This is a genomic window from Candidatus Symbiopectobacterium sp. 'North America' (assembly GCF_015762685.1).
GTDB lineage: Bacteria > Pseudomonadota > Gammaproteobacteria > Enterobacterales > Enterobacteriaceae > Symbiopectobacterium.
On the sequence record NZ_PEHF01000052.1, the window covers coordinates 1 to 22716 of the forward strand.

Below are 22716 nucleotides of genomic sequence, written 5' to 3' on the forward strand. Positions count from 1 at the left end.
GGTGGCAGTGATGTTCCATTACGGCAGGTTAAACATGGGGTTATGAGTCTCCCACCATGATCGGGGAAAACCCTTATGAAGACAGCCACGATGGTGCATTGTTAGTTGGTGTTCTTCTGATATTCAATCGTCTGCGGCATTACGAAATTTTCAGCCAGTTTCAGCGGCGCTATCCTAACATTGAGATGTCATTTATTGATGGTGTCAGAATGGATTTGTTAGAAAAGGTGCGTAACGGCGATCTCCATTTCTCCTATTCCACACCGTTTGCCGACTATCAGGACGATCCGCTGTTTGCGCATCAGGTACTGTATGAAGATCAACTGGTTGCTGTGATGGCGAGCAATCATCCGTTGGCGCAGCACAAAACGCTAAGCCTTGAAACGCTGGCGCAGGCGCGCAAATTCTTCAGCGGTGAGATCGAAACCTTTAGCAATGAAGCGGCCAAATTGCTGTTGGAAATGGGCGTGATTCGCAAGATCCCGGATATCAGCACCCTGTATGACGCCAGCTACGTGAAATAAGGATATTAGCATGATGAGTGATTCTTGCGCAACTGACAAACTGCCTTTGCCGCCTGCGGCGTTACCTGACGCTGCACCGCGCTGGCACAATCCGTTGATGGTGCCGCTGCGGCCTGTTGCCGTGCGGTTGCGCGTGGCACTTGGGGTGGCCTTTTTTGTCCTGTTTTTTGCCCTGTGGGGAATGGTGACGTTCAGCGGTTCGGTATCACCGACCTTTTTGGCCGATCCGCTGACCATGCTGCGTGAAGGGGAGATCCTCTTTACCCAGTATAACTTCTCTGAGGATATTGCCATGACGGTTATGCGCGTGCTGGCAGGGTTCCTGCTGGCCGCGATCATCGGTGTCCCCCTCGGCATTCTGATGGGCGCGTACAAACTGTGCGAGGCGTTTTTCGAACCCTTTGTGTCGTTTTGCCGCTATTTACCGGCATCCGCGTTTATTCCGCTGCTTATCCTGTGGGCGGGCATCGGTGAGATGCAGAAGATTCTGGTTATCTTTATTGGCTCCTTATTTCAAATCGTGTTGATGGTGGCGGTAGCGGTAGGGGCTGCGCGTCGCGATCTGGTGGAAGCCGCCTATACGTTGGGATGCAGCAACGGCAGCGTGGTACGTCGCGTGCTGATCCCCGGTGCGGCACCGGAAATCGCCGAACTGCTGCGACTGGTGCTCGGGTGGGCGTGGACTTACGTGATTGTTGCTGAGCTTATTGGCTCGTCGAGTGGTATCGGTCACATGATTGTGGACAGTCAGGCACTGCTGAACACCGGACAGATCATCTTCGGCATTATCGTCATTGGGGTGATTGGCCTGCTGTCAGATTTTCTGTTTAAGGCGATGAACCGACGCCTGTTTTTCTGGAGCTTATTGTAATGTCCCACAGCAAATTAGCGGTACGCCAGGTCGAGCGCATCTTTACCGGCCCGCGCGGCGAACAGACTCAGGCGCTGTTGCCCGTCGATTATCAGGTACAGGAAAACGACTTCATCACCATTCTCGGGCCGTCCGGGTGTGGCAAATCCACCTTGTTGCGCATCATCGCCGGGTTGGATTCGCCCACCAGCGGTGAAGTGTGGCTCGATGGCACGCTGGTGGAAGGACCGGGCGCGGATCGCGGTATGGTGTTTCAAAGCTATACGCTGTTTCCCTGGCTGACGCTGGCGCAGAACATCTGCTTTGCTTTGCAGGAGCGCGGCATCAGCAAGGCGCAGCAGCAGGAGCGTTGTGACTACTACATTCATCAGGTCGGCCTGAAAGGTTTTGAGCATCACTATCCGCGTCAGCTTTCTGGCGGTATGCAGCAACGCACCGCGATTGCGCGCGCATTGGCGAACGATCCCAAAGTGCTGTTAATGGATGAACCTTTTGGCGCGCTGGATAACCAAACGCGCGTCATGATGCAGGAACTTTTACTTTCGGTGTGGGAAGCGTCACGAAAGACGGTGATTTTTGTCACGCACGATATTGATGAAGCTATCTTTATGGGTAACCGAGTAGCGATTTTTAGTGCTCGCCCAGGACGCATCAAAACCGAAGTGGCAGTTGCCTTTGAAGGACATCGTGATTACACCCTGAAAACCTCGCCAGAATTTATGGCGCTCAAGGCCAGGGTGACCGAAGAGATTCGCGCCGAAACGCTCCAGGCGTTGGCGCATTAGTCAGGCATACAGACACAGAACAAGACATAAAAACGCCTATGGCGTTTTTACTTTAGCTTAACTTGTATATATAGGAATAGATTATGACGACAACACCCCCGTCGATTTGCCTCACTCCCGGTGCAGTCGATCTGGCGACGCTGCGGGCGATTTATCACGGTGGCGTCACGCTGACGCTCGCCGAAGAGGCCTGGGCTGACATGGATGCCGTGTGCCAGCAGGTGGCGGATATCGTGCGGCAGAATCGGGTGGTCTACGGCATCAATACCGGGTTTGGCAAGCTGGTAAGTACCTCCATTCCTGCCGATCGTCTGGCGGAGTTGCAACGTAATCTGGTGCTATCGCACAGAGTTGGCGTAGGTGAACTGTTGCCCGATAACGTGCTGCTCTTGGTGATGGCGACCAAAGTGGTGAGTTTGGCGCGAGGCCATTCCGGCGTACGCCGTCAGGTGATTGAAACCTTGCTGGCGCTGTTCAATGCGGGCGTTATGCCGTGCGTGCCGGAAAAAGGATCGGTAGGGGCGTCGGGTGATTTGGCACCGTTGGCTCATATGTCGCTGATGCTGCTGGGAGAAAGGCAGGTCAAAATCAATGGCGCACTGCTGCCAGCACGAGAAGGGCTGGCGTCGAGCCGCTGGTGTTGGGGCCGAAAGAGGGGTTGGCGCTGCTTAACGGTACGCAGGTTTCCACCTCGCTTGCCCTGCGCGGTCTGTTTGGCGCAGAGCAGGTGCTTGGGGCAGGGCTGATCGCTGGTGCGCTTTCGCTGGAAGCCATTCGCGGTTCGGCCAAACCGTTCGATGCGCGCATCTACAAAGCGCGCGGCCAGCAGGGTCAGATTGCGGTGGCGGCGGCGATGGATGCGCTGCTCAAAGGCAGCGGCATCATGGATTCGCATATTCATTGTGGTCGGGTACAGGATCCTTATTCCATCCGCTGTATTCCGCAAGTGATGGGAGCCTGTTTGGATAACCTGACGCATGCGGCGCGCATTCTGCAAATTGAAGCCAACGCGGCGTCTGACAACCCGCTGGTATTTACCGACAACGGTGATGTGATTTCTGGCGGTAACTTCCATGCTGAACCAGTGGCATTCGCCGCTGACATTATTGCCCTTGCTGTCGCGGAAATTGGCGCGATTTCTGAACGCAGGTTGGCGCTGCTGCTCGATACTGGCCTGTCGGCACTGCCGCCTTTCCTGGTGGCCGATGGTGGCGTGAACTCCGGCTTTATGATAGCCCAAGTCACTGCCGCCGCCTTGGCATCGGAAAACAAATCGCTGTCGCATCTCGGTAGCGTTGACAGCCTGCCTACCTCTGCCAATCAGGAAGACCACGTCTCCAAGGCCACTTACGCGGCCCGTCGTTTAGGCGCAATGTGTGACAACACCGCGGCCGTGGTGGGTATCGAAGCGATGGCGGCTGCACAGGGTATCGAATTCCACCGCCCGTTACGCAGTTCCACTTTGCTGGAACAGGAGTTAATGCGCATTCGTCAGGCGGTGCCTTTCCTCGACAAAGATCGCTATCTGGCACCGGATATCGCCGCCATGTGTCGCTGGGCAAACCAGGCCGAATGGCCGGAACAGGTGGCTGCGTTGCTGCCCACTTATGCTCAATAACCCGACAGGCTACGGACATTAACCGAATATTAAAGGAACAGCATTATGACCTTATCAGTGGAACAGGCGGGTGAGCGTGAAGTGAGAGCACCCCACGGCAGTGAACTGCATTGTGAAAACTGGCTGATCGAAGCGGTGTACCGCATGATCCAGAATAACCTGGATCCGGACGTCGCTGAACGGCCCGAAGATCTGGTGGTGTACGGCGGGATTGGCAAGGCGGCACGCAACTGGGCCTGTTTTGACGGGATACTTGCCTCTCTGCGTGCCCTCAAAGGGGATGAAACGCTGTTGGTGCAGTCCGGTAAACCAGTGGGGGTTTTCCGTACCCATGAAAATGCGCCGCGCGTGCTGATCGCTAACTCGAATCTGGTGCCGCACTGGGCCAACAGGGATCACTTCAATAAGCTGGACCGCGATGGGCTGATGATGTACGGCCAGATGACGGCGGGTTCATGGATCTACATCGGTGCGCAGGGCATTGTGCAGGGAACCTACGAAACCTTTGCTGAAGCTGGACAGCAGCACTACAACGGCGATTTGCGCGGGCGTTGGATCCTGACCGCGGGCTTGGGCGGTATGGGTGGCGCGCAGCCGTTAGCGGGCGTTCTGGTCGGCGCCAGCGTGTTGGCGATCGAGTGCCAGGAATCACGTATTGATTTTCGCTTGCGCACACGTTATCTCGATTACAAAGCCACCGATCTGGATAAAGCGCTGGCAATGATCGATGAAGCGTGCAAAGCGGGACGCGCCATTTCTGTGGGTGTGTTGGGTAACGCAGCGGATGTGGTGCCAGAGCTGGTGAAACGCGCCAAGGCCGGAGGTATGCGCCCGGATATCCTGACCGATCAAACCTCGGCGCACGATCTGATTAACGGTTATCTGCCGCAAGGGTGGGACGTGGCGCACTGGGCAGAGATGCGTACTCGCGATCCGAAAGCGGTAGAAAAGGCGGCCAAAGCCTCGATGGCGGTGCATGTACAGGCGATGCTGGAATTCCACCATATGGGTATCCCGACGGTGGATTACGGTAACAATATCCGCCAGATGGCACTGGAAGAGGGCGTGGCTAACGCGTTCGATTTCCCCGGTTTTGTGCCTGCCTATATTCGTCCGTTGTTCTGTCAGGGCAAAGGCCTGTTTCGCTGGGTGGCGTTGTCCGGCGACCCGGAGGATATCGCGCGTACCGATGCCAAGCTCAAAGCGCTGTTTCCCGAGAACACGTCGTTACTCCGCTGGCTGGATATGGCGCAAGAGCGCATCGCCTTCCAGGGATTACCGGCGCGCATTTGTTGGTTGGGATTGGGTGAGCGCCATCTGGCAGGGTTGGCTTTCAATGAGATGGTACGCAATGGCGAGTTGAAAGCGCCGATTGTGATTGGCCGCGATCATCTGGACTGCGGATCGGTTGCCTCACCGAACCGGGAAACCGAAGCGATGCGCGATGGCTCGGATGCGGTATCCGACTGGCCGCTGCTCAATGCGTTGTTAAACACGGCGGGGGGCGCAACCTGGGTCAGCCTGCATGACGGCGGCGGTGTGGGCATGGGCTTCTCACAGCATGCGGGTACTGTGATCGTGTGTGACGGCAGCGAACAGGCCGATGAACGTCTGGCGCGCGTGCTGTGGAACGATCCGGCAACGGGCGTGATGCGCCATGCGGATGCAGGATATGAGAGCGCTATCGCGTGCGCCGCTCAGCATGGGTTGAACTTGCCGATGGTGAAGGGCTAACGGAGCGCGCCGCTGAGGTCATCATGAAAGAAACGATTGAACGACTGACGCGGCGCGAAGCCCGCCAACTGGGGCGCTATAACTCTGGGTTATCTGATGATGCGGTGCGCCAGCGTTTTGCTGTGACGGATATTGCCCGCCTTGCCAGCAATGAAAACCCACTGGGCATGAGCGCGTTGGCCGACTCGGCGCTGCGAACTGAGGTGACGCGCACGGCCTGTTATCCCGATCCGGCGAGTCTCCAATTGCGCGCGGTAATTGCCGCGCGCACCGGGATGGCGCCGGAACAGGTGGTGATGGGCAACGGCTCGGAAAACCTGCTGGAAATGCTGTGTCTGGCTTTTCTCAATCCGGGCGATCGGGTTGTCACTTTGGTGCCCTCTTTTGGGCTGCATCACCTGTATCCCAAAATGTTAGGGGCAGAGGTGACGCTGGTGCCAGTGAATGCGCAGATGGAGTATGACCTGGATGCCTGTGCGCAGGAGCTGGCACAACCGGCCAAAATGATGGTGTTCAGTAACCCTTCCAACCCCGTAGGTTGCATGCTGGGGCGTGAGGGATTCGAACGCCTGATTGCCATGACTCCGCAGGATTGTGTGTTGGTGATCGGCGAAGCTTATTATGAGTATTGCGCTGCTCACCCTGATTATCCCGATAGCCTTTCCGTATTACGTCAGCAGGCGCGACACGTGGATTGTGTTGCGTACCTTTTCCAAGGCATACGGCCTGGCTGGGTTGCGTGTGGGGTATGGTTTAGCGTGTCATGCCGAGATAGTGGAGCTACTCGATCGCGTGCGTACACCGTTCAATATCAACCGTATGGTGCAGGCTGCGGCACAGGCGGCGCTGTTGGATGTGGCGCACGTGGCACGCAGTGTCACCCATGTCTCCCAGCAACGGGCCTGGCTCAGAGATCAATTGCACGCCTTGGGATGGTTTGTGGCTCCGTCGCAGGCCAATTTCCTGTTTGTGAATATTGAGCAGTATAGCGCTGCATTGGCTGAGCGTTTATTGCATTTTGGGGTGATTGTGAAGCCCTGGCTGGAAGCTGGATACACCCAATGGCTGCGGATCTCGGTGGGATCTGAGGCCGCTAACCAACAGTGTATTGCGGAGTTGCGCCAGTGTGCGCAGTAGTTCCACTTCGGCCAATTGACTGAATACTTACGGAGAATACATGCAACAGGTCTATTTTCCCGCGCGCGTGGTGCGCGGCGCAGGCGCGATTAACCAGTTGGGCACCATCGCTTCAGCGTTGGGTAAACGTGTTTTGGTTTTGGGGGGCAAGCATGCGCTGGAGGCGGCGTCAGCCCTGATTGATGCACAACTGGCAGCAGCCGGTGTGAGCAAATGTGCCGACATCTGGTACGGCGGTGAGTGCAGCGAAACACAGATTTTACGTCTGGCACAAGACGTACGCGCCCACGCTGCCGATGTAATTATCGCTGTGGGCGGCGGGAAGGCATTGGATACAGGCAAAGCCGTCGGGCTGGAAACCTCTCGTCCGGTTATCACCCTGCCGACCATCGCGGCAACCTGTGCTGCGGTGACGCCGCTGACGATTCGCTATCATGACGATAGTCATTTTCGCGATCTCTATCATCTGCCAGTCGCTCCGGCTGCGGTGATTATTGATTCCGATATTCTGGCTAAAGCACCGCTGCCCTGGCTGGCGGCGGGGCTGGCGATACGCTAGCAAAATGGTATGAACTGCGAGCTATTAGCGGTAATAAGGATGTCACCGGTTTTGGTGCGTCCTCCATGGCAAACAGCCAGCTCTGCTATCAACAGATTGCCCGGTTTGGTGGCGCCGCCTGTGAAGCAGTCCGGCAACGGCAGGCAACACCGGCGTTGGATCAGGTGCTTGATGCTATCTTCTTGTTTGCCGGGTTGGCCTCGTTGATGAGCAATGGTACCCATGCGCTCTACGAGGGCTTTACCGTGTGCGATAAGACGCGCGCTTACGGGCATGGTCTGCTGGTGGGGTTTGGTAATCTCTGTTTACTGGCGCAGGAAGGGCGTAGCGATGAGGAATTGCTTGAAGCCATTGCGTTGGCGAAGGATTGTGCCATTCCAACATCACTGGCAGCGATTGCACCAACCCTGACTTCTGAAGAACTGGTAGCCATATCGAATGCGGCCGTGACGGCACCGGATATGGGCATTATGCCCCATGTCGTTACCCGCGAGACGCTACGCGAGGCTATTCATCGCGTAGAACGTCTGGCTATCAGCGCCTGTTAACAGGCGCTATAAAGTGTGGCCTGGTATAAAAAACTCAATCAGTTAGCCCTAAGCGCCTCGAGCAATTAAGCAACTCTGTCACTTTATGTACATTGAGCTTTTTCATAATGTTCAGCCGATGGGTTTCGACCGTTTTAACGCTGATGCACAGTTGTTCGCCGATAAGGCGGTTGGTGTAGCTGTTGGCAATAAGTCTCAGTATTTGCCTTTCACGCGGTGTCAGCAACTCCGGACTGTCCCCTTCCGTGTTCAGGGCGGAGTTGATGGCATCTCGGTTGAGAGCCGGGTCGATATACCTTTTTCGGACGGCCATGGTCTGTATTGCAGTCAATAATGTCTTTTGGCTACTGTTTTTCAATACGTACCCCATGGCTCCTGCCGACAGGGTGCGTATTGCCATAAACTCTTCGTTATGTGCGGTGTAAGCGAGGATCGCCATTTTAGACCAGCGCGAACAGAGCTGTGGGATAAGATCCAGCCCATTGATACCCGGCAATCCCAGATCGAGGATCACAATATCTGGTTCGTGCAGGCGGCAGGCGTTATAGACCTCAAGGCCATTTTCAGTGTGCGCAATGATACGAAAGCGCGGATAGGGCACCAGCAAATTGATAATGCCGTTTATGATCAACTCATGATCGTCCACCAGCAAAATTTTATGATCGTTCATATTCCATTCCTCTCAACAAAACGTTGCCCTTTACGGTGAGCATTTCAAACGTAAAGCGACATTCAGCGTAAGACGCAGTTCTGCAATTTCCGCGTTGGATAATGGCAGTCCACGTTTAACACGGTTCTCCATATCGATCACATCGCACAGCAATGGACCGAGACCAGCCTGCCCGATGCATCCTTTTAGGGTATGCAACAGCGTGATAGTTTTTTTCTGATCGCTTGAATTTTGTTCAATGCTTGACAGCAATTCGCGAAGCGCACGACGGATTTTTCGTCGCATAGTGGGGTGAGTGATATCGATGATGGCCTTGTCTGTCAGGTTATCTTGCTCTTGCAGATCGATTTCTCGCTGAAGTTGATATTCGGCAGCGATGCTGATGCCATCGGCCAAATGTGCCAGCGTAACGGGCTTGGTCAGGTAATGGTGCATACCGGCTTGCTTGCAACGGACAATTTCTTCCGATGCAGTGTTGGCCGACAAGGCCATAATGGCGCATTCAGGATCCTGATTATTGCTGTCCTGACGCCACTGTCGGGTGCAGGTCAGTCCATCCATCTCCGGCATACAGACATCCATCAACACCAGATCAAAACGTTGTTGTCGCCCATACGCCAGCGCTTCCCGGCCGTTACACGCGGTAGTGACGTTTTGCCCGAGCAGTGTCAGCATGGCACCAATGATGTCGAGATTTATCGTCGCATCATCAACGAGCAGGATATGTAATCGCCAGGGTTGAACCGGGATCACCGCCTTGTCGGTGTCGGTGATGCCTGACGTTATCTGAGCGGCCAGCGTATAGAGTTTGCCCGGCAGAAAGCCAAGTTCATCAGCACACAGGGCATTGTCATGCGTTGCGGCATCGCATGTCAGTCCCCATTCGCTCAGTTGCCGGTGCAGTACCAATGGCGCGGTGATATTGCCGCTTAATGGCGTGAGCGTGACGTGTTTACCGAGCGGCATCATAAAAGAGATGCAGGTGCCGAGCCCTACCGAACTGTTGAGATCCAGCCAGCCCCCCATCATTCGAGCCAGATTCGAGGCAATCGTCAGCCCAAGCCCGGTCCCCTGAATGTTTCCCTGGCTCTGAAAGAAGGGGGTGAATACCGCGTCGCGGTCGGCAGAGGCAATGCCTTTGCCGCTGTCACAGACGGCAAATATCAGCGTGTTGTCGGTGCGCGTGACTCTGAGCGTTATCCCTCCGTTATCCGTAAATTTGACCGCATTCCCCAACAGATTCACCAGAATTTGCCGCACGCGAGTCGCATCCATATCGATAAGCAAGGGCACATCACCGCTGACAGTGGTGCGCAGCATCAATCCTTTGCTTTTTCCCGGTCCCTGAATGGTGTACATCGCGCGATCGATCAGCGGGAGCAGCGCTGTCTGCTCGACGTGCAGCGAGATTTGCCCTGACTCTATACGCGAGAAATCCAGCAGGTTGTTGATGATATCCAGCAATGAGAGGGTACAAAGTCTGGCCGTTTCCGCCAGATGACTTTGCTTGGCGCATAGCGGGGTGAGTTGGAGCAGCTCCAGCGCACCCAATGATCCGCTGAGCGGCGTGCGCAGTTCATGGCTGATGGTGGTCAGATGGCTGCTTTTACGTTTGTTGGCCTGTTCCGCCTGCTGCTTGGCGATAATCAACTCGCGCGTGCGTTCAACCACGGTATTTTCCAGATTGTCATATTGCGCGCGCAGATCGTTCAACAGCCGGTTGTAAGCCTGAGCAATGCTGTCGAGTTCATTCCGGAAAACGCAGCGACAGTGTGCCCGTTTCGTTTTATTGATGATATCGACAAAGTCCTGCAACGGGCGGGCCAGATGACGGTGGAGCAGCGCCAACAGCATAAGTGCAATGAGGACTAACGTCGCTAATGCGAAAGGCAGTTGGCTGATGACGATAGACAGCGCTCGGTGGATGATATCCCACGTTGGATACAGGATAACCTGTTGCCAGCCGGGCCCTTTCAACTGGGTGCGCAGCACCAGATAGCCGGGAATTTCCTGCCAGCCGTCATACAGAGTGACATCGTTGAACAGCGCCTGTAGTGCTTGACCTTGCTTCTTGTCGAGCAGGGAAAAAGGCAGTATGTGATTTTGCTTATCCAGCCAGAGGCTGATATCACTGCCGGAGAACAGCTGATCGTAAGAGAGAACATCGCTTAATTTGACGGAAAGCCCGGCGAGCATACCTTGTGAACTGGTGGCCGCAACGGAGATGCTCCAACCCACGCCCTTTGTGTACTTGGGTTCGCCCCAGTGCATATTGTGGTTGACGGGGATGCCAAGCAATTCCGTTAACTCGGTGCGTCGACGTGAAAAATAGTCGGCGGGGTGCTCGCGAGGGGGCAGCAGCGAGATACCATAGCGGCTATCGAGCACAAAACTGTCGAGATAATAGGTTTGCCCGGCGGTGCCGTAAACCTGGATAAAGCTGCGATCCTTCTCTTGAACCGTTTTGGGGATACATGCGCTGGTATCAATGGGCAGGTAACAGCTTTCACTTTTGTCGACCACGGCCTTGTCTGCGGCTTCGCTGTGGTACAGGTGGTAACGGTGTGCCAATATCTGCGCATCCCGTTCTGCACCTTCAAAACGGTGGTTGGTTAACGTTGCCCGTAGGGTAGAAAAGTGCGTTAGACTTTCAATTAAATAATGTTTTTCCTGGTTAAGAGAGGCGTAGGTTGCAGCAAAAACAGAAATCAGCCAGATAATAAATAAGCACAGTGATATAAATAATGTCGGTTTACTCACCAATGAGCGTTTTCTTTTCATTGTCATACCTGAGAATGGTGTCTAAATGAAATTGCCCCTGTGGGCGAATAAATTTACGTCTGTCGGTTTTCTCTAACACGGTAATTTTCACTTAAACTATAATAGGCTTTAGCGCCGCAATTGTTTTAATTTGTAAATATATATAACCTCTCCATAAGTAAAAATCAGGTATAAGGTTGATGTCTAAGATTCTCATTGCATTTGAGAATAAGATTATCCCATGGAGGTTGTTCTACATGCTTGATTTACTAAAAAGTATCCCTTTGGTTGAGGGTATATCCGAGCCTAATGGTAAAGGAGAAATCGCGATGAAAATAGCGGATCTCTCTGCGAAAGGCTATTCATGCAATTTCTACTGGATTCTGGCAATACATCTTGTTGACTCTTGTGATTTTTCATTGGAAACATTGTGTTATGTTTCATGTTTGTTGGGGGGGCATCATGACATTCACGATTTTTCCTGCTACATCTCCGATGAGAAAAGTTGGCTGTGTTGTGTCTATGATAAGAAAATCTCTGCTGAAGTGATGGCAAAAGAAATGGAGATCCATGTGGCGCTAACACGTTATTTTCGATACCTCATTTTGAGTAAACAACACCCATGCCAGGTAAAAGAATATGAAGCTATATAAAATCGCCCATTTGGTTTTGTTTTTTTTCTGTTCGGTTTCTTATGCTGAAAACTTACCGTGGGAGGGCAATGATTTTTCATTGCGGGCACAAAATATGTCGCTTTCCTCTCTGTTGAAGAATCTCGCGGAAAACTATTATACATCAACGAATATTGATTCGGCGATTGTACAAAATTTCAGCGGCGTTATCTTGCCAGGACCGCCGGTGAATATTCTATTTAAGTTGATGAGCCAATATAATCTGGTTTCTTATTACGATGGTAATACGTTGTTTATTTACCCCGCACAGCGTCTGTCACGCCATCTTGTGACACTTAATGTGCTATCCGCCACGCGTTTTGCAGCAAATTTACGCAGACTGAATGTTCCTGAGGATAGAAGTTGTGTCATTTATCCCGTGTTGAATGAGCATGCGCTGGAAATCAGCGGTGTACCTGCGTGCCTGGAACGCGTTACGCAACTGGCAACCACCCTTGATGCCGATATTAGCAAACGTCAGGATGATGCCGTGAGCGTTGTGGTATATCCCTTGAAATATGCCACGGCGCTGGATGATCACTATCGATACCGCGATCAGACCGTTGTGGTGCCCGGAATTGTCAGCGTGCTGCGTGACATGACTCGCGGCGGCGCGCCCGCTCCAGCCAGCAATACGCCTGCGACTCAGGGACTAACGATGTTTTCTGCGGACCCGCGTCAGAATGCGGTCATCGTGCGCGATCGCAGCGCCAACATGGCGGGGTATCGCCAACTGATCACCCTGTTGGATCAACGGCCTGAAATGATCGAAATATCTGTGACCATCATTGATGTGGATGCCGGGGATATCAGCCAGTTAGGCATTGACTGGAGTGCGGTGACATCGATCGGTGGCGGAATGATCAGCTTCAATAATAACGGGGGGAGCCTGGACAGCGGATTCTCCAGCGTGATCAAAGACACGCCGAACTTTATGGTGCGCCTTAGCGCGCTGGAAAAGAACTCACGTGCCTATGTGTTATCGCAACCTTCGGTGGTGACGCTCAACAATATTCAGGCCGTGTTGGACAAGAATGTCACGTTCTTCACCAAGCTTGAGGGTGACAGAATCGCCAAACTGGAGTCCGTGACGACCGGATCGCTACTGCGCGTTACGCCTCGACTGTTAGAGCAGAATGGCAAGCAAAATATCATGCTGAACCTGAACATTCAGGATGGGCAACAAAGCGAACCTATCAGTCAGGACGAGCCTCTGCCCGGTGTTCAAAATGCAGAAATTGCTTCGCAGGCCATGTTGCAGGCGGGGCAGAGCCTGTTATTGGGCGGGTTCAAACAGGATAAGCAGATACAGTCGGAAAAAAAAATTCCTTTGTTAGGCAACATCCCTGTGCTTGGCCACCTGTTCAGCACCAAAACCAACCAAATGCATAGCGTTATTCGCTTGTTCCTGATCAAGGCATCCGTTGCCAATAGACAACAGTGAAAAGCGTATGGAAAACACGTGGAAGATTCGCCTGTTAGGCGGCGTATTGCATGGACGGGAAGTGTGGCTATCGGAAGGTCGTATCTCCATTGGTGAACGGGAATGCGATCTGTGCATCCCTTTACAGGCGGCAAGCCGCATCGAGCTGGCGGTCGTTGACGGGCAACTTTATGCCAATGCGGAAAAGGTGTCGGTGCGGGTAAATGGTCGCCGCCATGTACAGCATCACCCATTACCGTCCCAGGGCGTATTGGAGACGGCAGGATTAGCGATGGCATTTGGGCCCCAGCAGGCAGACCTTGCCGGTTATTGCCTGCCGGTTCGCCGGTTTTCAAGCGGCTGGATATTGGTGCCTGGCATGCTTATGCTGATCTTGGCTCTTATATTTTTCTCTATGGAATGGGGCCCGTCGCTATCGACGGAATCACCAGTAGACGTGAGTACGTTGTTGCATCAAACCGGGTTGATGCAACTCGTGGCGCAATGGCAGCAGGATGGCGTGCTGCGTGTGTCTAGGGATTGCTAATCGAGCGATGCGTTGGCGCCTTTGTGGCTTGCGCTGCAATCCCACGACATTCGCTACCAGGATGACGTTATTTGTGCCGATCAACTGGTCCGAAACGTGAAAGATGTGCTGATTCAGTCGGGCTACACCCAGGCTCAGGTTGTCAGCCGAGGGAAGGGCAACGTTGCGATCGATGCGGATATTCGTATGGGAGAACAGTGGGCGGCGTTTCAACCGCTGTTGGCCGACATTCCGGGATTACGGCATTGGCAGATAGAAAACCCCTACGACGAGATCGGTAACGCGCTGATTAGCGCGTTGCTACAGCAAGGACTAGCGGGCAAGGTGAATCTGACGAATACGGGGCCGCGTTTCATCTTGAGCGGCGTGTTGAACGCGCAGGATAAGCAGACCTTGACGCAACTGATGCAGGATATGCGATCGCGCTATCCAACTGTAGCGCTGAGCTATCAGGATGTTCCCCTATCCAATGAGTTTTCCAGACAACTGCCAGCCCCTGTCACTGGCATTGTTCATAGCCGTCGTGGCGATTATCTGGTGCTGGGTAATGGCGATACCTTATCCATCGGCAGTCGACTGCCTGAGGGCAGCGAGGTTGTGGCTATCAGCGATAGCGCGGTGACGTTCAGACAAGGGCGCACGCTGATCACGCTTCCATTCAATTTTTAAGGGGAAATACGATGACGACGCTGACGGCATTGGAAGATCGCATACAGAGTTCGGCTGACTATGCCCAAAAGGCATTGATGGTGCTGAGTGCTGCCCGTCATCGATTAACCTGTGCCATGGCGAAACCCATTACGCCAGAGGAATATCAGTACTTTGCCTTATTGGTGGAAGCGGTAATACAGAGCGAAGATATTATCAAGATCATTTACTTTCGTTATCACAATATAGCGTTAGAGGCTAGGGGTTGAGTCAAGTCAGTAGAGAATAATCATCTTTATACCAACGGCTGACATATTAGTGAACGATGAGAGGTGTATCATGTCAGGTAATATCGCGAATCAATTTAAAAAGTTCGAAGTAGAGTATGAACGTCTATTAAAATGTTTTTCGGAATTTGAAAAAATAAAAGGCAAACTGGCTTCTGCGGGGCGAACCGTTTCGCAGAATGATGCGCAAGCGGAAAAACCGCTGAGTATCCATTACATAAATACTATTGCGGAAAATGCCAAAAAAAATTTGAAAGCATTAAATATCTCCTTGAAAAAAATCGAAACGCATATTAAACACAGCGTTAATAAATAGTGAGCATATTTACACTGTTTTATATTCAGGAGGTTTATGATGCCGAGTATACCAGGTTATTCATTACCAAGCATTGATCCTAGTGTATTTGAAGATAAAGAAACACGTGTCGGAAATACACTCCAGGTAAAGTCGCGTTATTATGGAGCTGCCGATAATATTTTCGCCTATGCCTATGAAATAATGCTGTTGTTGCAGAATGTACAGTCATCGCGCGCCTATGCTCAATTCAATGATATTCAAAATGCATCCAATCGAGCCAGAGATACTCAGGAAAAGGCAAACCAGATGGATGAGGCCATTGTGCAAGCGTCAAAAGGTGATGGCAATACCAAAGAAACGGTGCCTGCCGACGTTATTGAATATATGAAGACGCACGGTATTCAGGTAGATGGCAAATCGATAGAGGATTATATCAAACAGCACGCGGGGGCTGACGGTAAATTGGACAAAGGCAGCCTCCAGGCCGTTAAATCCGCATTGGATAATAGCGCGAATCGCGACAGCGATCTCTCATCTCAAGCGCAACTGACGATTCAAAAAGCAATACAGATGCTTAACGCGGCCATTTCGCAGGCGACTAACCTGGTCAGCAAATGGGGCGATATTCTGCAAATGATCACCCAAAAGACCTATTCATGACGCAAGACGATAGTCTGGCCATGCTGCAATTTTTGCGTCGCGGTGGCGCTGTGCGCATGTTGCTGAAAAAAGACGTAAGCGGCGAATTGGATACCCTTTTTCGTTACGCCAGACAGTTATCCAGCGCGGGGGATCATCGTGCGGCGACCAACCTGTTGCGCATATTGACCGCTTACGATGATTGGTCTTTTGACTACTGGTATCAACTTGGGGCGACGTGCCATGCGGCGCACGCCTGGTCAGATGCGCTTTATGCCTATGGTTGGGCCGCGAAAATTAACGCATCGGCCGCGCAGGTCCCTTGTGCTGCGGGGGAGTGTTTTCTGGCCTGTGGTGAGAAAGCGTTGGCACGCAAAGCCTTTAAGGCTGCCTTGCTGATTTGCGGTGAAAAGCGGTCATTACAGGCGATACGTCGCCAAGCAGAGCAAGGACTATCTCGAACAGGAGAGTCTGATGGATAGTGTACAAGCCATAGCGGGAGTGGATTGCCCGCAGTCCTATGATGATGGAGATGAGATGACGGTCTCTTCTCCAACCAAGCAAACAACGCACCCAATACGTTCTGTTGTTGGTCTGCATTATCGGCAACACCAGGCAGCAAAGAACGTGGAAACGGAAAGCCAGCAGGGGGGGCGTAGCGCAGTCGGTGAACGCGCAGCAAGCAGAGGCCGCCTGGCAACGACTGATGGAAGCCGGGTATACCGGTTCCACCTCGGCATCACTGCAAGACATCATGAAAATGGACCCACTGCTGTTATCGATGCTGGTGGCGCAGCAAGTGATGCGCGTTTCCAGCAGCAATGCAACGGCACTCTGTGAACAGTTGAACCGAGCCACTGAGCTGCAAACTTTTCTGCGCAATAAGCAGGTTGAAAAATATCAGGAGCAGATCAACAAGTCGATTGAACAGGCGGATCAGATGCGTAAATCCGCGCTGTATAGTGCCGTATTTGATTGGATAAACAGTGCAATTGAGGTAGGGATAGGCGTATTTAAACTGGTTGAAGCCGTCGCAACGGCAGATCCACTCGCCTTTGCCGCTGGCATCGCTTACTGCTCGGCAGGGTTTGCCGGATTCGTAAAAGGCGGCGCTGAGTTTGCTTTGGGCCTGGGGGCGAATAAAGCCGACTGTGAAGCCGTTATTCACGCGGCAGGCTCGGTACAGAGCACGTGCGAATATGTCGCGATGGGGCTGGATATTTTGCAGATCGGTCGTGGTATTTATGTGGCTCGCGGTTTGATCTCTGCGGCCGAAAAGGAAATAGGCAGCGGCGCGGGTAAAACACTGGTTGAGGCAGTGAGTCAACAGAGCGGCGAGGTGGGGCAGCAGATTAAACAGATTGCTGAAAATACGGCTAAACGTTTTGTCAGTGAACTTGAAGCCACGCTTGAGGGGAACGTCAACCAGTATTTGGCACGCACGATGGGGCGTAGCGCCACCGTTCAGGGAATCGAGCAACTTGTAGAAAAAACGCTGGAAAGCGCCCTGAAAAATGTGGCGAAAAAAGTTTTGGAACAAGGCGTTGCCACCGCAGAAAAAGCGTTGCGTAGACGTTTAATGATCTCGCTAGGCAAAGGGCTGGCCTCTTGCATCATTAAAGATGTCACCGTTACCTGGTTAACCACGGTGCGCTTGGCGATGAGTGGTGGACAAAAAATAATATCGGGTATTGCTCAATGGAAAGCGGCAGATTTGCGTAAGGAAATTGAAGAATTAATCGTTATGCAACGTATTAACGACATCAAAGATGGTTGGACGCAGGAACGTAAAAAAAATCAGGAAAAACAGCTTGGCGATTATTTGCAGCAGAGTAGCACCGCCGTAAGCAACGCGACATTAATAATGGAAGATTACGGTGCGGTATTGGCAAAAATTGCCTGTAGCCGTGCCTGAGGATATGTTATGAGCCAAAATATTCTTATGGATCAAAATACGCTGTCTATAGACCTATTCCCCGTCAACGTGACTCCAGACCCCCTCTCTTCTGTCTTATCACAAAAGACGAACGCCGCAGAGGCAACCAAGGAAAAGACCGCTAGCGATGCAGAATTGAATGAATTTTTCGCGATGTTTGATCAACTGTGGGGAACACTATTAAACCTTGCCCGGCGTTCGCGTGACGTGATGCGCATGTATAACGAAAAGAAGCAGATATTAGGGTGGGGGCTTGAAATGAATGCGCTTTCCACCAGTTTAAACGCGATTGAGCATAGTTATAGCACGGCAAAGTATAACGCAGGCGGCACCTTGTGTAGCGGCCTAGCGCAGTTATTGGGTGCGGGGGTTGGCGGAGGAGCGGCTGCTGGCACCAGAGAACTCATTACGATGGGATTCAACGGTTCTGGGTCGATATTCAATGAGGGCTTTTCCTTTGCCGCGGCATCGGAAAACCGAAAAGCAGAAATAGAGCGGGAATTGGCGGATTTTCAAAGTAAAAACGCGCAATCCTACATCCGAAATCTCGACGACATTGTGCAAAAGGCTATCGACGTCATGCAGCAGATGATGGAAATGGGCCGCAAAATGGTTGAGGTATATAGCCAGACACTTCATTACCTTGCGAAGTAATGATGGAACGACTGGAAGCACTTTTTTGCAGGCAGTTGCAAACGGTTGGGTTAGCGCCGGAGCCCCTGTTTTTGGCGGGGTGCGGATTGCGTCTCGGGCAGCACATCACACTGCCTCCCTATCGCCTTGTTTTTCGTGTTCAAAGTAATGCGTTGCTTATCTGTAGTTTAACCCGGTTACCGGACTGCGCCTCAAAACCCTCGTCATTACTGCGACTATGGCGGCTGTTGCAAGAGGCGTTACTTTCGTTTTCCTCGTTGAGGCATATCCGCATGTTAGTCATCACCGATGTATTGCCTCGACGTTTAGCGCTCCAGCGCCAAAAGCTGGTGCGGCGGCTGTGTCAACAAGGCGCGGTAACGTGCCTGCTCGACGGTGAGCGTTGGTTAGAAATAGACATAGACCGAATATTTCTTGGAAAAGCACGCAGTTAGGTTAAACACCGGATAGGCGGGCTGACCGGTTAAAACGATAGTGGATATCAGTAAACACATTGCCCGGTAACCCGATGTCCCACGCAATAAAGCCGCACGCTATGGAGATCAACGATAGATGTTCAACAGCTCATTAACACGCTGTCTAGCCTGGCAAACAAGGCTGGTCAAGATGTCAAAGACAAAATGAATGACAAAGATTTAACCAATCCAGACGCCATGCTCAAGGCGCAGTTTGCTGTGCAGCAGTATTCCACTTTTATCAACTACGAAAGCGCGATGATCAATACCATCAAAAATTTGCTGAGTGGGATTATCTCGAAGATATGAGCGTGCTGACGTCTGCGGAACGACAACTGCTGCTTGAAACCGCTTTTGCCGGGGTGAATCACGGCTTGTTGCGTCAGGTGCGAGCGATTGTGCCGGTGGTGCCGAGTCTGGTCAGCGATAGCGACGCTTGCGCGGTGTGCATGGCTGTCCTGTTGTTGGGGCTGGATGCGCCTGAAGAGGCGAAGCGCGTTTTGGAATACGTGAATACGCCGGACGCTAACGTGGTCAAACAATGTTTTTCATTATGAGTTTTTCACCGTGATTACGGGGTACACAATTGACACACCCATGACTATTGCTCAGAATATATCGCCAGATAGCCGTTTTGACAGCATCGATGCGGTGTCCGAGCTGGATGCACCGGACAGCCAGGCGGCACAGACCTTTAAGAACGTGTTGTATGCTGGAACGGCATCCGGCGCGGTAGAAACCTTATCTCCTGAACAGATGTTGCAGCAGCAAGCGAAGATCTTGACCTTGAGCGTCGGCGTCGATCTTGGCGCGAAGATCGCCGGTTCTGCGGCGCAAACGGTCAACAAACTGGCCAATATGACATGAACGCCTTCCGCTGTCTGGGCATGGCAATACTGGCTTTCATGCTGGCGGGTTGTCGTGTTGAGCTCTACAACGGTTTGTCTCAGAGTGATGCCAACCAGATGTTGGCGACTCTGATGAACAACAACATTGATGCGGATAAGCAACCTTCGCCGGACGGCGGGGTAACGCTGCGCGTCGAGCAGTCGCGGTTTATTGATGCCGTTGAAGTGCTACGCATGGATGGCTTTCCGCGCAAACGCTACACCACGGTAGAAACCATGTTTCCGCCTAACCAACTGGTGGTTTCTCCACGGGAAGAGCAGCAGAAGATTCTGTATCTCACCGAACAGCACATTGAAGAGATGCTCAGCCAAATGGATGGCGTTGTGCATGCTTCTGTCGCGATAGCATCCCATCCCCCCAGTGATGATGTTGGCACCCGTTCCGGTGATAGCACCTCGGTAGCGGTGTACCTTAAATTTTCCCCACGAGTGAACTTGGAAGCGTTTCGCGTACAAATCAAGAGTCTGATTGAAAAAGCAATACCCGGTGTCCAGTACGATCAAATCAGCATTTTGATGCAGCCTGCCGGCTATCGAGCTCGGGTGGCTCCGCCGCCGAAATCCGTTGAACAGAGAGCGCTCCTGAAATGGCTATCCCTTTATCGACAATATGTGGTGTTAACGCTGATTATACTGGCATCAGCCCTGTTGATACTGACAGTGTGGCGCGTGTTTCAGCGAACGAGTTCAGTAGACCGGATGCGTTGACCTTGCTGTTGCACCGCGCGGTCTGGCAGCCCGCCCGTTATGCGCACCGTGACTGGCTTGTATCGTTAGGGTTTCATCGGTACGAACGGTGGCGTTATGGCGAATTCCCGGTTTTAGACAATGCGCTGAACCGCGCATTACGGGCACAGCGTGGCCCGATTTGTCTGCCGGGGCGGCTTGATGAACGTCAGCGCCGTTTGGCCGCGCTGGCACCGAATATCCCGAAATATGCGCTGGCGCTTGGTCTGCTAACGCTGGCGTGCAGTGATTACTTTCTGCTGCCTGATTATCGTCACGTGCTTCGCCATTGGCTGGATAACGATCTGATCTGGCACCTGTTTGGCATGTGTGACAACAAACACCCCGCCTTTTATTCACCGGAACAGGTGATCGATGCGGCGAATCGCATCGGTATCGCCATGCTCTATCGTGCTGCAACGCGTGACCCCGTTCTTCAGGCGCTTTTGATACAGTTGCCGCCGCTGAAGCAAGCGTTGTATCCCGTGATACCTCGGGCCACCATGAATTTACTGGAACGTATGCTATGCCATTGTGCCGACTCCCGTTGATTGAGCTTGATCGGCAACTTCCCGATTTCCCGGTGATTCCTGCTGAAAGGCTAAACTCCCAGTTGGCTTATACCCACACCTTGCTTGATGCACATCAAGAGGCCGCTGTTATTGTGAAAGCGGCGAGCCGTAAAGCAGAGCAAATGATACGTCAGGCGCGTAAAGCGCAGCGCCAGATAGAGAGCGAGGCTTATGCCGAGTTCTCTCGTCGTCAGCAGGAGATTCTCACCCGCTGTGAGGAGCGGTGGTTAGAGCGCCACGTGGTGTCACTGTGTGAGGCAGCATCGGTGGAGCAGTGCGTGGTGCAGGCGGTCACGTCACGTATCCGCCTTGCTATGGGGAACGTATTGAGCGCTTGGTTTTCCCAACAGCCCGTTGATGACCTGCTGTGCGCGCGTTTGTCGCAGCAGGTGGAGCAACTGGCTGCTACGGGAGGGGCCACCTTGCAGATTCATCCCGAGAGAGAGGCCAGAATGCGCGATGCCTTCGGGGAGCGGTTAGCCATCGTCTGTGACTCGCAGTTGGCTATGGATGAAGCCGTTCTGACATCATCACAGATTAGCGTCTCTTTTTCGCTCAGCCGGCATTTTCAGCAGGTGCTGGCGTGGATAGATACCGAGAATGATCTCGGTATCCAGGAACGGGAGGCAAGGCTTGATGATGAAAATACCTAAGGATCACAACCCCGTCAGTCCGGTGCTATCACCGCACTACGAATCGCATCGGGTGCTGCCGGTGCGTGATGTCGAATTCAGCATGCCGCCGATGGACATGGCGTTACTCGAACTGGAAGAAGCGACAGGCGAATCGCTGGATTCAACGCTGGAAGAGATGAGTCTGGTACTTTCTGGCCGAATGCGCGATGAAAAGCGGCTGGCATCGTCAGAAAGGCAGTTACGCAGACAGCAAGAATTAATTGCACTGATACAACGCTTGCGTGACCAGGACGGTGGCTTTTCGACGTTTCTTGCCGCTTCGTCTGAGGAGAATAGTGAGGCGCTGGAAGGGCTGCGGCGTATTTTTACGATCGCTCAACACCTGGCATCAACGGCATTGGATGAAAAACGGAAAAAGGCGCTGAATGCGCAGTTGGCCCAGCTTCTCGAAGAAAATGCGTATGAAACCACACTCTTTGGCCTAATGGAGCTCGGTACTGTCAGCAAGGCGGTACTGGCCCCTATTGGCCGCTTATTCCAGCGCGCGATGGATGAACAGGACATATCGTTATCGGAATGGTTTAAACGCATCGTTGACTGGTCCGATCGTCAGCGTCGGCTCCGCGTTGTGTTACGCATGGCAGCGTTTGAACTCTCGCTCTCTGTCGGTGGTGCTCAGCAAGCCAGGTTGGCGACCGTACTAGTCCGCCTGCGTCGTCTGTTGCTATTTCTGGGGCTGGAGCAGGAGTGTAAAGAACAGGAAAAACGTTATCCCCTGCCTGCCGATTCACTTTTGACTTTGTTGATTGATATTAAACAGGAAAGCTGGCTGTTTGAGGATTGGCTTATCGCGCGAATCTCTTCCTTAACGCCCAGCGCGACGGTATTCAAGCACATCGTACGCTATCTGGATGTGCAATTCAAAGTGATGCCGGATGCGTGTTTTAGCGATGAAGATCAGCGTGAAAGTATTCTTGCTGTACTGCAAAAATTGAAGGGTAATCAGGTGTTGTCTTGATTTCTCATCCATGTCTTCTCTGGGATTCTATTACCGGACATGAGAGGAAAAACATCATGACATTAGATCTGTTCATCGAAAGAAACATCCAGC

At 52.6% G+C, this 22716-nt stretch carries 24 protein-coding genes and 4 pseudogenes; 26 read left to right on the plus strand and 2 right to left on the minus strand.

Features of this window, described 5'->3' with window-relative positions; genetic code table 11:
* Window positions 1-74: 74 nt before the first annotated feature.
* The 8 genes and pseudogenes from CS369_RS11600 to CS369_RS11630 form a co-directional block, all read left to right on the plus strand.
* Window positions 75-524, plus strand: a pseudogene (locus CS369_RS11600) (LysR family transcriptional regulator substrate-binding protein); the annotation flags it as partial.
* A gap of 97 nt (window positions 525-621) precedes the next feature.
* Complete coding sequence (locus tag CS369_RS11605; RefSeq protein WP_196907241.1) at window positions 622-1395, plus strand: ABC transporter permease; 774 nt, start codon at window positions 622-624, stop codon at window positions 1393-1395.
* Window positions 1395-2180: an ABC transporter ATP-binding protein gene (locus CS369_RS11610; RefSeq protein ID WP_196907215.1), complete on the plus strand. Its 786-nt coding sequence runs from the start codon at window positions 1395-1397 to the stop codon at window positions 2178-2180. The genes CS369_RS11605 and CS369_RS11610 overlap by 1 nt, the downstream gene beginning before the upstream one ends.
* A gap of 83 nt (window positions 2181-2263) precedes the next feature.
* Window positions 2264-3798: pseudogene (hutH, locus tag CS369_RS11615) on the plus strand (histidine ammonia-lyase).
* Window positions 3799-3843: 45 nt separating this feature from the next.
* Window positions 3844-5532, plus strand: a complete 1689-nt coding sequence (hutU, locus tag CS369_RS11620) for a urocanate hydratase (protein ID WP_196907216.1) — start codon at window positions 3844-3846, stop codon at window positions 5530-5532.
* A gap of 167 nt (window positions 5533-5699) precedes the next feature.
* A pseudogene (locus CS369_RS24935) lies at window positions 5700-6125 on the plus strand (aminotransferase class I/II-fold pyridoxal phosphate-dependent enzyme); the annotation flags it as partial.
* 28 nt (window positions 6126-6153) lie between these two features.
* Entirely contained in the window at window positions 6154-6669 is a 516-nt protein-coding gene (locus CS369_RS24940) for an aminotransferase class I/II-fold pyridoxal phosphate-dependent enzyme (RefSeq protein ID WP_307833697.1), read from the plus strand.
* A 40-nt stretch (window positions 6670-6709) separates the two neighbouring features.
* Window positions 6710-7776 (plus strand): annotated as a pseudogene (locus CS369_RS11630) (iron-containing alcohol dehydrogenase family protein).
* Window positions 7777-7810: 34 nt separating this feature from the next.
* Here CS369_RS11630 and CS369_RS11635 read toward each other — a convergent pair.
* On the minus strand, window positions 7811-8446 hold the full coding sequence (locus tag CS369_RS11635; protein WP_196907217.1) for a two component system response regulator: 636 nt from the start codon (window positions 8444-8446) through the stop codon (window positions 7811-7813).
* A 30-nt stretch (window positions 8447-8476) separates the two neighbouring features.
* Window positions 8477-11227, minus strand: coding sequence for a two component system sensor kinase (locus tag CS369_RS11640; protein WP_196907218.1), 2751 nt, complete (start codon window positions 11225-11227; stop codon window positions 8477-8479).
* A 236-nt stretch (window positions 11228-11463) separates the two neighbouring features.
* On the opposite strand from CS369_RS11640, the gene CS369_RS11645 reads away from it, so the two are divergent.
* The 18 genes from CS369_RS11645 (at window position 11464) to CS369_RS11730 (ending at window position 22623) form a co-directional block, all read left to right on the plus strand.
* Window positions 11464-11859, plus strand: coding sequence for a pathogenicity island protein (locus CS369_RS11645; RefSeq protein ID WP_196907219.1), 396 nt, complete (start codon window positions 11464-11466; stop codon window positions 11857-11859).
* A complete protein-coding gene (locus CS369_RS11650; RefSeq protein ID WP_196907220.1) occupies window positions 11846-13321 on the plus strand; it encodes an EscC/YscC/HrcC family type III secretion system outer membrane ring protein in 1476 nt (491 codons plus the stop codon). Before CS369_RS11645 ends, CS369_RS11650 begins: the two co-directional genes overlap by 14 nt.
* Window positions 13322-13328: 7 nt before the next feature.
* Window positions 13329-13847, plus strand: coding sequence for a hypothetical protein (locus tag CS369_RS11655; RefSeq protein ID WP_196907221.1), 519 nt, complete (start codon window positions 13329-13331; stop codon window positions 13845-13847).
* Window positions 13848-13859: 12 nt separating this feature from the next.
* Window positions 13860-14516, plus strand: coding sequence for a type III secretion system inner membrane ring subunit SctD (gene sctD / locus CS369_RS11660; protein WP_196907222.1), 657 nt, complete (start codon window positions 13860-13862; stop codon window positions 14514-14516).
* Window positions 14517-14527: 11 nt separating this feature from the next.
* A complete protein-coding gene (locus CS369_RS11665) occupies window positions 14528-14764 on the plus strand; it encodes an EscE/YscE/SsaE family type III secretion system needle protein co-chaperone (RefSeq protein WP_196907223.1) in 237 nt (78 codons plus the stop codon).
* A 70-nt stretch (window positions 14765-14834) separates the two neighbouring features.
* Window positions 14835-15098 carry a hypothetical protein gene (locus CS369_RS11670; RefSeq protein WP_196907224.1) on the plus strand — a complete coding sequence of 88 codons (264 nt, stop codon included), beginning with the start codon at window positions 14835-14837 and terminating at the stop codon, window positions 15096-15098.
* A gap of 36 nt (window positions 15099-15134) precedes the next feature.
* Window positions 15135-15740, plus strand: a complete 606-nt coding sequence (locus tag CS369_RS11675; RefSeq protein WP_244664964.1) for a hypothetical protein — start codon at window positions 15135-15137, stop codon at window positions 15738-15740.
* A complete protein-coding gene (gene sscA / locus CS369_RS11680; RefSeq protein WP_196907225.1) occupies window positions 15737-16201 on the plus strand; it encodes a CesD/SycD/LcrH family type III secretion system chaperone SscA in 465 nt (154 codons plus the stop codon). Before CS369_RS11675 ends, sscA begins: the two co-directional genes overlap by 4 nt.
* Window positions 16202-16386: 185 nt before the next feature.
* Window positions 16387-17634, plus strand: coding sequence for a type III secretion system translocon subunit SctE (gene sctE, locus CS369_RS11685; RefSeq protein ID WP_196907226.1), 1248 nt, complete (start codon window positions 16387-16389; stop codon window positions 17632-17634).
* Between the two features lie 9 nt (window positions 17635-17643).
* Window positions 17644-18309, plus strand: a complete 666-nt coding sequence (locus CS369_RS11690) for a type III secretion system effector protein (protein WP_196907227.1) — start codon at window positions 17644-17646, stop codon at window positions 18307-18309.
* Window positions 18309-18743: a secreted effector protein gene (locus CS369_RS11695; RefSeq protein WP_244664965.1), complete on the plus strand. Its 435-nt coding sequence runs from the start codon at window positions 18309-18311 to the stop codon at window positions 18741-18743. Before CS369_RS11690 ends, CS369_RS11695 begins: the two co-directional genes overlap by 1 nt.
* Before the next feature lie 114 nt (window positions 18744-18857).
* Window positions 18858-19073: a type III secretion system needle filament subunit SctF gene (sctF, locus tag CS369_RS11700; protein WP_196907244.1), complete on the plus strand. Its 216-nt coding sequence runs from the start codon at window positions 18858-18860 to the stop codon at window positions 19071-19073.
* Between the two features lie 2 nt (window positions 19074-19075).
* A complete protein-coding gene (locus CS369_RS11705) occupies window positions 19076-19321 on the plus strand; it encodes an EscG/YscG/SsaH family type III secretion system needle protein co-chaperone (protein ID WP_244664966.1) in 246 nt (81 codons plus the stop codon).
* A gap of 40 nt (window positions 19322-19361) precedes the next feature.
* The gene (gene sctI / locus CS369_RS11710; RefSeq protein ID WP_196907229.1) at window positions 19362-19631 is read left to right on the plus strand and encodes a type III secretion system inner rod subunit SctI; all 270 of its coding nucleotides are present in this window, start codon (window positions 19362-19364) and stop codon (window positions 19629-19631) included.
* A complete protein-coding gene (gene ssaJ, locus CS369_RS11715; RefSeq protein ID WP_196907230.1) occupies window positions 19628-20380 on the plus strand; it encodes an EscJ/YscJ/HrcJ family type III secretion inner membrane ring protein SsaJ in 753 nt (250 codons plus the stop codon). The genes sctI and ssaJ overlap by 4 nt, the downstream gene beginning before the upstream one ends.
* Window positions 20381-20382: 2 nt before the next feature.
* Window positions 20383-20949: a type III secretion system domain-containing protein gene (locus CS369_RS11720; RefSeq protein WP_196907247.1), complete on the plus strand. Its 567-nt coding sequence runs from the start codon at window positions 20383-20385 to the stop codon at window positions 20947-20949.
* Window positions 20925-21623: an HrpE/YscL family type III secretion apparatus protein gene (locus CS369_RS11725; protein ID WP_196907231.1), complete on the plus strand. Its 699-nt coding sequence runs from the start codon at window positions 20925-20927 to the stop codon at window positions 21621-21623. The genes CS369_RS11720 and CS369_RS11725 overlap by 25 nt, the downstream gene beginning before the upstream one ends.
* Entirely contained in the window at window positions 21607-22623 is a 1017-nt protein-coding gene (locus tag CS369_RS11730; RefSeq protein WP_196907232.1) for a TyeA family type III secretion system gatekeeper subunit, read from the plus strand. The genes CS369_RS11725 and CS369_RS11730 overlap by 17 nt, the downstream gene beginning before the upstream one ends.
* The last annotated feature ends 93 nt before the right edge of the window (window positions 22624-22716 follow it).